This window comes from Nemorincola caseinilytica (assembly GCF_039540515.1).
In the GTDB taxonomy this organism is placed as follows: Bacteria; Bacteroidota; Bacteroidia; order Chitinophagales; family Chitinophagaceae; genus Nemorincola; species Nemorincola caseinilytica.
The window spans coordinates 12,920-24,657 of the sequence record NZ_BAABFA010000018.1; the positions used below are offsets into that span (position 1 = coordinate 12,920).

At 53.5% G+C, this 11,738-nt stretch carries 7 protein-coding genes; all 7 read right to left on the bottom strand.

What is annotated here, in order from left to right:
• Positions 1 to 61: 61 nt before the first annotated feature.
• Entirely contained in the window at positions 62 to 1,990 is a 1,929-nt protein-coding gene (locus ABD843_RS12260) for a helix-hairpin-helix domain-containing protein (protein ID WP_345083550.1), read from the bottom strand.
• Positions 1,987 to 2,754 carry a PP2C family serine/threonine-protein phosphatase gene (locus ABD843_RS12265; RefSeq protein ID WP_345083552.1) on the bottom strand — a complete coding sequence of 256 codons (768 nt, stop codon included), beginning with the start codon at positions 2,752 to 2,754 and terminating at the stop codon, positions 1,987 to 1,989. Before ABD843_RS12265 ends, ABD843_RS12260 begins: the two co-directional genes overlap by 4 nt.
• The gene (locus tag ABD843_RS12270; RefSeq protein WP_345083554.1) at positions 2,751 to 3,425 is read right to left on the bottom strand and encodes a vWA domain-containing protein; all 675 of its coding nucleotides are present in this window, start codon (positions 3,423 to 3,425) and stop codon (positions 2,751 to 2,753) included. Before ABD843_RS12270 ends, ABD843_RS12265 begins: the two co-directional genes overlap by 4 nt.
• A gap of 26 nt (positions 3,426 to 3,451) precedes the next feature.
• Positions 3,452 to 3,940 (bottom strand): OsmC family protein, encoded by a 489-nt coding sequence (locus tag ABD843_RS12275; protein ID WP_345083556.1) that lies wholly within the window; start codon positions 3,938 to 3,940, stop codon positions 3,452 to 3,454.
• A gap of 11 nt (positions 3,941 to 3,951) precedes the next feature.
• Positions 3,952 to 4,311, bottom strand: coding sequence for a cupin domain-containing protein (locus ABD843_RS12280; protein WP_345083558.1), 360 nt, complete (start codon positions 4,309 to 4,311; stop codon positions 3,952 to 3,954).
• A gap of 66 nt (positions 4,312 to 4,377) precedes the next feature.
• Positions 4,378 to 8,163 (bottom strand): T9SS type B sorting domain-containing protein, encoded by a 3,786-nt coding sequence (locus ABD843_RS12285; protein WP_345083560.1) that lies wholly within the window; start codon positions 8,161 to 8,163, stop codon positions 4,378 to 4,380.
• A 325-nt stretch (positions 8,164 to 8,488) separates the two neighbouring features.
• On the bottom strand, positions 8,489 to 11,629 hold the full coding sequence (locus ABD843_RS12290; protein WP_345083562.1) for an Ig-like domain-containing protein: 3,141 nt from the start codon (positions 11,627 to 11,629) through the stop codon (positions 8,489 to 8,491).
• Positions 11,630 to 11,738: the final 109 nt, after the last annotated feature.

The window sequence follows — 11,738 nt, forward strand, 5'->3', positions numbered from 1 at the left end:
GGTGTTTGTACAATATAAGACGTAGCAATACAGGCATTGCTTGGGTGCAGGAGAAAAAATATCAGGCAGCTACTTTTTTGAAAACTTCAAGGTCTGCCTGGGCCTGATGTACCTTAATGTAAAGTATGTCCAGTTGCTTCTCGAGTGCGGACATACGGTTGTTGATGTTCAGCTTCAGGAAGTTGAGCGACTGGTATTCGGTACGGATCCTTTGTTCCAGTTTTTGCTTCAGGGTGTTCACCTCATCGGCTGCTGTTTGCCGTGCGATACCCAGCCTATAGTTATCGGGTATGTACACAAAGCCTGTGGCCATTTGCCTGCGCCAGTCCAGCATTTTTTGTACATATGCGGGACCTATGCCGGGTACTTTGGTAGTGGCCAGCAGGGAGATGTGTGATGCGTTGCGTATACCGGAGCTATAGAGGGCACGCTTGCGCTCGGGACCTATGGAGGGTATGCTGTGCGACTCAATATCGAACCGGCGCAGGTAGTCGTCCAGTTGTTCGTTGTAGAGCTGTTCTTCGTGTAGCTTGGTACGCCGCATCAGCTCATCGGGCAGCCGCCTGAACTGGTGAATGAGCTGTTCCAATGTGTCCAACCCCTTGTTATAGGCTACCATGTCGGCAGGTTGCTCGTAGTCGCGTATCGTGTTGCGCAACCTAGCGGTAAGGTCCGCATGGTTGCGGGCCATTGTCTTTTGTTGCTGTGCCAATGTGTTCACCCATCCCGACCGTGTGTACACATAGAACGCAATGAGCAGGAATGTGACCGTGATGGCAGGATGAAGGAAACCCATAACAAGACCTGTGACCGCGATACCTATGCTTACCCATATCCGCAGCTTTTTTGCGCGGAGCACCTGGGGCGGCAGTGGCGCCGGGGTGATCTTTGGCATTGGGCCTTTGAACACCCATTTTCTTAGCTCGGGCCGCTGGGGCTTGAAGCCGTTTATGAAATGCTCTATGTTGCCCAGCGCAGCATTGGCCTGTACATAGCTATCGTCGAGGAAGTACATGATGCCCATTTCCTTGCGGAAGGCGCACCAGGGGCACTCCTGCAGGGCGGCAGGGTAGCTGTGCAGCTTCGATACGCCACAGGTGGTCATATCGACAAGCAGGGCAGCAAGGGCTTTTACCCAGTCGGCGGCAGTAGGCCGTTCTTCGGCCTCGAACGCATGGTGAAAGAGGTCTGAGACATCTTGTGGCAAAGCCGTGATGGCAAAGCTGGCGGGCGGGGGCGTGAGTTTCTTTTTGGTGTTGGTGAGCGAATAGGCGAACTGTCCCTGCCTGATGGCTGTTTCCTCGTCTATATCTCCGGCCGTTCTGTTCTTGCCTGCAAAGGGGTGCCTGCCCAGGAAGAGCAACTGGAAGATGAGCACCGCCATAGAGAAGTTGTCGGTATGGGGTGTGCGTACTACATTCTCGAAGGTCTTTTTCCTTAGCAGCTCGGGTGGGGTATAGCGGGGTATACCTACCTCGCAGAAGTAGTACCTGTGCGGCCCTTTTACCTGGAAGGAATCGCAGTCTATAAAGGCTACCATGCCCGATGCGCTCACCAGTATATTGCCCTCGTTAACATCGCCCACTACAAGGCCTGCCTCATGCAGCTTGTGGAAGGCAGTGGCAACATTGCGCGCCACATGCACCAGGAAGTTGTAGCCCTTGTCGGGGAACATCTTTTTTCTGTCCATAGGGCTGAAAACGTGGTGGAGCGGTATATAGCCTGTGAGCTTCTTCATTACGAAGCCACAAACAGCGTCTGTATCGTTGTGTACTATATCTACAGGCCATGCGGCATAGGCCTCTATGGCAGGTGTGCGCATAGATACCATCAGCTCCAGTTTGGCTATACGGTCGGGAGATGGAGGCTCGTTGTAATGTTTCAGTACCAGCCCATGATGGCTTTGCAATTCGTACACGCTGCCCTCGCCGCCCTTGCCCAGCTCGCGGGTGGTCACATACTGTTCGTTATTGCGTCCGTGCCATATCATGCCGGTAGCCTTGTGGCCATAAAAAGGGTCTTATCATCGTCGGTGCGTTCGTTGATGCGCGGGCTGTCCAGGTACTCGGCCAGCTTGTGGTCGAGCACAGCTATCTTATCGGAATTGTCGGCCTGCCGCAGGTAGCGGAACAGGTCTTTGAAGAAGGGCTGGTGTACCGAACTGGCCTCCATATTGAGCGCCAGCAATTGCAGGCCATCGGTAAACAGGGCTATCTCGTTCACCGGGGTATCGGTGACCATTACATGCAGGTCGCCCAGGCTGCTGTTGTCGGTAATGAAGTAAGTAGTATTGTGATATTCGCCGGTCTGCGGCCACCATACTATGTTGTACCCGTCATTGCCATCATCGCGCACTATGGCGCCATCGCCTATCTGCATGAATGCCGATCTGTCCGGAGTGAGTATACATGCAGCTATGGTGCAGGAGTATTCGCTAATGGGTAGCTCATTTGCGGCTGCTTCCTCTGCCAGGCCATGGTATATATCCTCTGCCAATGCATAGATGTGCGCTTCGGTAAGCTCTTCGCCATGCGCTATAAAGTGCTGTATGTACTCCATTGCTTTCGTGACCGTGAACGCGGAAGCAATGGCCGCATGCGTGGCAGAGCCTGCACCATCGCTGATGCAGCATGCAAGCACATCGTAGCCATGAGGGTGAGAAAATACCTCGTAACGTACGGCATCTTCGCAGCCCTTAGCTGCGGCAATGTGCGATGTGCCTGCGACACTCTGCCCTATGGCTTTCCATGTCATAGCTCGCTCCAGCCGCTTGGGGGTAAAAGATTGATGGCATTGCCCGGCTCTTTGGCCGATACCATTTTCATAGATGCCGACAGCCATATGAAGAACTCGCGGAACATGAGGCCTTTCAGCTTCAGCGGGGCGCGTACCGATATCTGTTTCAGTATATCCATATTGGCATCTTCCACGCCTATGGCAAAGAAGGCGAACGACTTATTGGCCTCGCCTTTTTGCACCATTTGTGCTGCAGCGGCCCATTCATCAGTGGGTGCGCCATCGGTAATGAGGATGATCCAAGGCTTGTAGTAAGCTATGCCGCTCTCCTTATATTCCTTCTTGCGCTTTGTGATAAGCTCTATACCCGTAGCTATTGCCTCGCCCATGGGTGTGTCGCCGGTAGTCTCCAGCTCGCGCGGGTGAAAATTGGGCACCGTATGGAAGTCCGTTTCTATGGTAACGGGGCCGAAGGTGACAACGGCCACCTCTACACGTTTGGTAGCAATGGGGTCGGCCAGCAGCTCCTGGCGGAAGGTGCGCACGCCCTCATTGAGCTGCATGATGGGCATGCCGCCCATAGAGCCTGAAGTATCGAGCAGGAGTACGCAGGGGCAGCGCGGTTCGGGATTGTCCGCGAAGTTGTCGCTGCCGAAAGGTATCTGTTCGAATGAGATGTATTCGTCCATACCCAAAGGTAAGTTTTAGTGAAATATCATTGAGCGTATGCTGCCTGTATTATGAACCGGGGCTTGTGATGTACCGGGAAATTGCAGGAATTGGCAATGAAGCACTTGTGATGCGCCTGCTCGTGCAGGCTTTCTGCAAGGGCCTGCTTGCTGCCATCGGTAATGGTGATAATAGGGTGCAGGGTCACCTCTGTGAAGCGGCCTTTCTCATCGCCATGCTCTTCTACCATAGTGCCCTCGGGATGATCGACATAGCTGGTGATGACGATGCCCGCATCGGCGCAGAGGTGCAGGTACCACAGCATGTGGCAGGAAGAGAGCGCATAGACCAGCATATCCTCGGGATTGTACTTGGTAGGGTCGCCACGGAATGCCGGGTCGGAGGAGCATGGCAACGGTTCTTTGCCATCGGCCACCAGGGTGTGGCTGCGCTCATAGGCGCGGGCATTGCTGGTGCCGGTACCATTGTTGCCCGTCCATTCTACAGTGAGCTTGTAGTGGTGTGTTCCGTTCATTATATAGTGCTTTATATGGTATCCAATGTCTCTTTTGTAAGCGGGCCACCGGCATCGCCTGTATTGAGGGTAGTGGCAGGTTCGAACAGCATTACCGATACTTCCTGCTCTGCCACCGGCCTGTGCTCTATACCGCGTGGCACTACCAGCATATCGCCCTTATCCAAATGTACTATTCTATCGCGGAAATGCATATTGAAGGCGCCATCGAGCACATAGAAGAGCTCGTCCTCGTGGTCGTGGCGGTGCCAGACGAACTCGCCCTTGAATTTTACCAGCTTTACATGCTGGCCATTGAGCGTGGCAACGATGCGCGGGTTCCAGTGGTCGGAGAAGAGGGATAGCTTTTCTGAGATGTTCAGTTTTTCCATAGCAGATCTAATGACCGAAGGCCGCGACAAGCGGCCTTCGGAATGTGAATGAATAAGGCGACAGCATCAGCGCAGCAGGGTCACATTGCCCGCCTTGTTGAATGTTTTGCCATTTTTGGTAACGGCTATGATCTCGTATACATATACGCCCACGGGTTGTGGTACACCTTTGTAGGTACCATCCCAGCCGGCATCTATATCCTTGCCATCGTACACTACTACACCCCACCTGTCGTATATGCGGAAGCTCTGCAACTGTGCAATGCCGCGTTTTACAACCTTGAAGGTACCATTGGCGCCACCGGGTGCAAAGGCATTAGGCATATTCAGTGAGGCGTCCTCGGCTATGTTCACGTTTATGGAGTCTTTGGTGCGGCAACCCCATTCTGTAACGCCGGTAAGCACATATTTGGTGCTGATGACGGGCGATGCAGTAGGGTTGGGTATGTACTTGCCTGACAGGCCACCTGAGGGTGTCCATGAGAAGATGGTACAGTTGGTCTGCGGCTGTATCTGGTATGTCTCGCCGGGGAATAGTGTCACCGAGTCTTCGAGAAATACTACGGCAGATGGTTTGACCTCTACCTTGATGATACCGGTATCGGTGCAGCCATACATATTGCTGGTGACAACAGTATAGTCCACATCGGTCTCGGGATATGCCACTACTTCTGCGCCTACGGTATCGTTCAGGTACATATAGGGTGTCCAGTGATAGTAGGCAATGGCATCAGCGTTGGTAGCGGTCATTACCAGCGAGTCGTGCGGGCATACCGTTGCACCCTTGCTCACACTTACCACAGGTTTGGGGTTCACCACCACGCGTATAGAATCTATGGCGCTGGGGCAGTCGGCCACGGTCTGGTTCACGAAGTAGAACGAGTAACCAACCACATCGGTCTGCGGCTTGGGCGGAGTTGGAGATCCTACACCACCCGGAGCGGAAGAAGAGAACCACAGCACATTGTTACCCCATGCCTGCAGGTAGGGGGCATCGTAGTACTGGCAGTAGGTGAGCCATTTGATCCAGGGTGGGAGTGGAGTGGGGTTCACTATCACATTGTGGCTTACGGTATTGCTACAGCCATTTACAAAAACGGTGGCTATATATGTACCGGCATGCTCTGTGAGCACAGGCGTACGGAACGGATCTTGCGCGCCCGATGAGAAGGTGTATGGGCCTGTCCATGAGAATATAGCGCCGGGATCGCTGATGGCGTGCAGTTGCAACGTATCGCCCGCGCCGGAACATACCGGCGAGTTGCTGGTAACAGTGAGCGGCGGAGTAGGCGTTACAGATGCATTCAATACGGCAGATACCGAGCAGCTACCCACAGATACTACCAGCGTATATATGCCTGTAGCGGCAGGTGTAGCAGGTAATATGAAGGGGTTTGGCAGGGTAGAGGTGAACGAGTTGGGGCCGGTCCACGAATAGGTAGCGCCCGATGTGGAGCTGAGCGCAAGGAATGTAAGCGTATCGCCCTGGCATATGCTGGGGCCGGGAGGGCCCGGGCTGTTGGTTTCGAATACTATGAGTGATGGCGTAGTATCTACTACCACATTTATGGTGGTAACGGCAGATATGCAGCCATTCAGTGTCACTACCACTGAGTACACACCCGAATTGGCTGTGATGGCAGGGCTTATGGATGGGCTCTGCAATGTAGAAGTAAAACTATATGGGCCCGTCCAGCTGAAGGTAGAGCCCGTGACACCTGTGGAGGTAAGATTGAGCGTATTACCTGAGCATACGGGCGAGTTGCTGCCGAGCACAGGTGTGGGCGTAGGCCGTATCTCTACCACGGTAGTGTTCCTGCTGCTGCAGCTACCCAGCGTGACGGTGACCGTATAAGTGCCACTGGCAGCAACGGCAGGGTTGATGACCACAGGGTTCTGCACGGTAGATGAGAACGATAATGGCCCCGACCAGCTATAGGTGACGCCTGATGTGGCGCTGGATGATGTAAGGAAGAGGGTGTCGTTATCGCAGACGGGGGTATTGCTGCCAACGGTAGGTACTACGGGGGTAGAATCTACCGTCACGCTTACGGTATTGCTATCGGTACAGCCGCGGAACGTGGCTATGACCGTATACACACCCGAGTAGGATGTGAGCGCCGAGGGTCGTGTAGGATCGGACAGAACGGAGGCGAACCCGCCGGGGCCTTTCCATACCCATGTCTCGCCTACAGAGTCGGGGTTGGAGTACAGGTTCAGGGTGAGGCCCGAGCATATAGGTGCATTCGTAGTGGCATTGATGACCGGCTTGGGCGTGAAGAGCACATGCGTGCGCACGGTATCACGATCGGTACCAATGGTCCTTATCACATAGTACCAGCCGGTATCGGTCATGGCTATGTTGGGTATTTTTATATACTGGTCAGTACCCCTGAGCGGGCCGGTGATACCGGGACCATACCAGCGGTAGGTAGCATCTGTAGAATCGCCATGGGCGAAGAGCCTCAGCGTGTCGCCTACACATATCCTGTTATTGTCGGGGCTATTGCTGGTGGCATTGAAGCATGGCAGTATAGTGAGGTAGAGCACCCTGTTGGCACATGAGAACATGCCCGTAGCGCTATCGGTACCGGTGATGGTATAAGTAGTGGGGGCTGTAATGGTAGTGAGGTCGATAGTATTATTGAGACCTGTGGCCGATGACAGGCCTGTAGTGGGCGCCCAGTTCCATTTGCTCCAGCTCCAGTTCTTTACGCCGCCATATTTCACATACACGGGTATGCTGGTGACACCCGGATGTTCGCACATGGCAAAGGTATCATAAGTAGGGGCCGGTGCAGGGCCTGATGGCGTTGCTGCCACACAATTCACCACCAGTTGCGGCTCTCTGAACACGCTATCTATGGCCAGAGAGTCCTTGGTGATGTAGGCATAACATATCATGGTGCTATCGCCGGGGGCAAGGTTGCCCAGCTTGTATACAAGACCAATGGCTATATCCTGGTTGATACTTTTCTGGCCGGGCGAGTAATAGGTGGTTCCCAGTCCGGAACCCCCGGAATATATAAGGTCAAGGTTATTGCCCACGCCGGCAGGTGGCGGCCACGACTGGTATATGAGACACTTAGCACGGCAATCTTTGGTGGCAAGCGCCAGGTAGGCATTGTGGTGCAGAGAGAAACCGTAGGAGCCCACAAGCACCCTATGGTCCATATCGTCCTGGTATGTTACGGAATTTACGGTACTGTATGAGCCTGAATAAGTAACATCATTATCGGGATCGCAGGTGCGGTGATAATAAAGGTCTGTGATGGGTGTAGCGCCCGCATTGGAGAATACGGTGGTGACATATACCCACGATGCATTGGTATCTATAGTGGTGGTCTGGCGGATCCGCAGCCCACCGCCGCCGGCCGTCATGCTGCCTTGCCATACACCAGATACCGAGGCCGGATCGGGCGGAACACCGCAGGTAGAGGACGAGGGCGTATATGAGTAAGAAACATTACTGCCCGTAAGGCCGCCGGGGCCTGCAAAGGAGGCGGGACCACTGGAATAGAACGCATCGCTTCTATCGCCGGCCACCTGTACCGACCACCCCTCGAAGGGTGTGCCGGGAAATATATAGTCGCCAAAAAAACCGGGAGTACCGGTAGCCCATCCGTCGTGGCCATAGTCGTATACGATGGCTATATTGCTACCGGGGCCAAAGGTGCCCAGGGGATGGTAGGTGGCAGGTACAGGGCCCGCTCCCCAAGATCCGTTCTGCGCCACGCCTACCTCTACGAACGCCCCCTGCAAAAATACACTGGGGGCTATCAGCTGGGCTTTGCAAAGTGTGCTAAGCGCCAGGGAACAACCAAGAACAGGTAAAATAAATTTCAATTTCATTGGCTTGGGTTGTAAATATTTACTATCAGTTGTTTTCAGTGGGTCATAACAGGCATGCACAGCATATAGAATATGCCGTGCCGCTTGGTATAAAAATAGTGATAATTATTAACATTCTATGGAAGAAAAAACAGATCTCAAAGAACCTTTCTGTACATAAAGACCACCTTTTCGGGCAAAATGATAGGCCGCAAACCCTCTTTTTATAACATAAAATAAATAAAGCAGTGTACATGCCTGCCTTTGAGTGTGTATATGCCAATTTGTAACATGAAAAAGGCCCTCTGGAAAGAGAGCTTTTTTAAAGGAAAAATTATTTGAAGGGCTATCGCAATAATGTCACATTGCCCGTTTTGTTGAAGACACTGCCATTGGCGGTCACTGCGCTCACTTCGTATATATATACGCCTATCGGCTGCGGTACACCCTTATAGGTACCGTCCCAGCCTGCATCTATATCCTTGCCCTCGTACACTACCACACCCCAGCGGTCGTATACCTTGAAGCTTACCAGCCTGGCATTGCCACGCCTGATGGGTTTGAAGATACCATTAACACTGCCCGGGGCGAAAGCATTAGGCACACCTATCACGGCATCGCTGGCTATGTTCACATTTATAGAGTCCTTTGTGCGGCAACCCCATTCGGTAACACCTGTGAGCACATACTTGGTGCTGATGACAGGGCTGGCAGTGGGGTTGGAAATGTACTTGCCTGAGAGGCCGCCTGCGGGTGTCCATGAGAATATGGTACAGTTGGTCTGCGGGTCTATCTGGTAGCTTTCGCCGGGGTAGAGGGTCACAGAGTCCTGCAGGTGTATCACTGCGCCGGGCCTTACATGTACCATTACGGTAGAGGTATCGGTACAGTTGTACATATTACTTGTTACCACCGTATATTCCATGTCGGTCTCGGGATAAGCCTTCACTTGCGGGCCTGTTGCAGCGTTCAGGTACATATCGGGATACCATTTGTAATAGGCAACGGCATCGGGGTTGGTAGCTATCATCTGCACAGAATCGCGTGGGCAAACGGTGGTGTCCATTGGCGTAACTGTGACAGATGGCTTGGGATCTATGGTCACCCTTATAGAATCTATGATACTGGGGCAGCCCGCCAATACCTGGTTGACATAGTAGAAAGAATAACCAACTACATCGGTCTGTGGTTTGGGCGGTACAGGAGAGCCTATGCTGCCCGGCGTGGATGATGTATACCACAGTATAGTGCTGCCGGGGTTGCCATTGGCCTGCAGGTTGGGGGCATCATAGTGCTGGCAGTAGGTGAGCCATTTTATCCATGGTGCGTTGGGTGTGGGGTACACTACTACTATATGGCTCGTAGCATTGGTGCAGCCATTGTACAGCACATTCACATGGTATTCGCCGCCATACTCTGCTATCACAGGAAGGCGTACCGGGTCTTGTGCGCTTGATGCGAATACATAAGGGCCTGTCCAGTTGAAGACCGTACCTGTAGCGCCTGTAGCATGCAGTTCCAGTGTATCGCCGGTACATACGGGCGAGTTGCTGGTGATAGTAACAAGCGGCCTGGGGGTGATGGCAACTGCTATGATAGCATTGGAAGAGCATGCACCCAGTGTAGCAGTAACGGTATAGAAACCATCGGCGGCCAGTGTAACGGGATGGATATATGTGCTCGGCGTAGTTGCCGTAAAGGAGTTAGGACCGGCCCAGCCCCAGGTGATACCTGCGGTAGCGGTAACAGCCGAAAGGTACAGGGTATCGCCCTCGCAAACGGGGCTATTGCTGAATGCGCTGGGTGTAACAGGTGTACTGTCTATAGTAACCACCAGCATAGCGCTGTCGCCGGTGCAACCGCCTACCGTTTGTGTAACATAGTAGGTGGTAGTACCCGTAACTGCCGTAGATGGTGTAGGTGCGGTAGAAGAGCCCGGTGTAGGGCCGGGGCCATACCATGTGAGCCCTGTGCCGCCTGCGATGAGTGGTGGCGCCAGTGTGCCCTGGCAATGTGTGATGGGCGATACCGCGGGCGCCGGTGGCTCTGCAGTAATGGTGATGTGCAGGTGTAGCCTGTCGCTTTCGCAGCCGAACACATCTGTTTGGCTCACATAATAGTCGTAGGTGCCTGCGGTGCTTGTGTTGATGGTGGGCGCTATAAGCGTACCCAGGCCGCCTGTAGCCACGGTGTACCAGCGCACATTGGTACCTGTAGTGGTAAAGGGCACAAAAGCCTCGTACTGGCAATAGGTAAGCTGGCCTGTGACCATCACAGGCGTGGGTGGAGTGGAATGTACAAATACTTCTATCGAGTCGCGATAGCTTTCGCAGCCCAGTAGCGTTTGCGAAGCATAGTGCTTATATGTGCCCGGGGTGGCCGTAGGTACCGTAGGCGCTGTAGAAGAGCCTGTGCCGCCTGTAGTAGTGGTGTACCACAGTATGCTGCTGCCGGTAACGGTAAATGGTACAAAGGTCTCGTTCTGGCAATAGGCGGTATCGCCTGTAATGGTGGGCGGCACAGGGCGCGGGTTCACCACAACAGTAATGGAATCGGGAGGGCTGATACAGGTACCGGCCGTCTGGCGTACATAGTATTTGTATGTACCGGGCACAGTAGTGCTGGGGGTAGGTGCGCCGGGAAGTGATACCGTGATAGCTGTATCGGTAGAGAACCACCTGATAGTGGCGCCTGTGGCCGGGGTAGCTGTGAGGGGTGAGGCCACGGCATCCTGGCAGTAGGTGACAGGGGTGGTGATGGTAGGCGTAGGCAGCGATACCAGGGCCGTGATGTGTATGTTCTTCACGCTCTGTGTGCTGTAAGCAGCACCCGTACTGGAGCTGAAACCGAAATAGCCTGTGATGGTGAGGGGGTAGGAGCCGGTAAGGGTGGGCGTGGCACTATAGTTGAAATACACATTGACGGTACCGGTGTTGTAGGTGATCTTGCAATGGCGCCATGTACCATCGGTTATATATGTGAGCAGAGGGGCAACAGGACAGAGCAAACCTGCCGCAGACCCCTCGGTATACCCCGGTATGGTGCCGTTATAGCCCAGCAGGGTAGCAAGGGGAACATCGGCCGGGGCCACGTTGTTGTAGGTGTCCATGATCATGATGAGACCATTGGGATTGCTGGGGAGGCCTATACCGCCACCCGTAACGAAGCCGCTGGGAGGATTGCTAATATACCAGAACGCGATACCATCGGCCACGGTGGAGGCGGGAGATACCTGTATGCGGTAATCGAAATCGACGGTGAACTGGCCGCAGCCGGTAAGATTGACCGGGGTGGCATAGTATACATAGCCATTCTGGTTGGTGGTGGGGTTGGTGAGCTGTACGAAGCTATCTATCACAGTAGCGAAACCACCTATGTTCCAGCCAGTGGTAACGAGCGGGAAACCAGCAAGGTCTGCGACGAATTGCGGGAGCGCACGAGTGCTCAGCAATAGGCAAACGAGTAAGGGTAATAAGACTTTTTTCATTGGTCTGTCGTTTCTTGGGTTCTGCGTTGTGAAATATGAGTGGTATAAATTTACTTATTCTACACTTAATATATCTATATATAGACGGTTTTTTTCACCAAAATGTTGG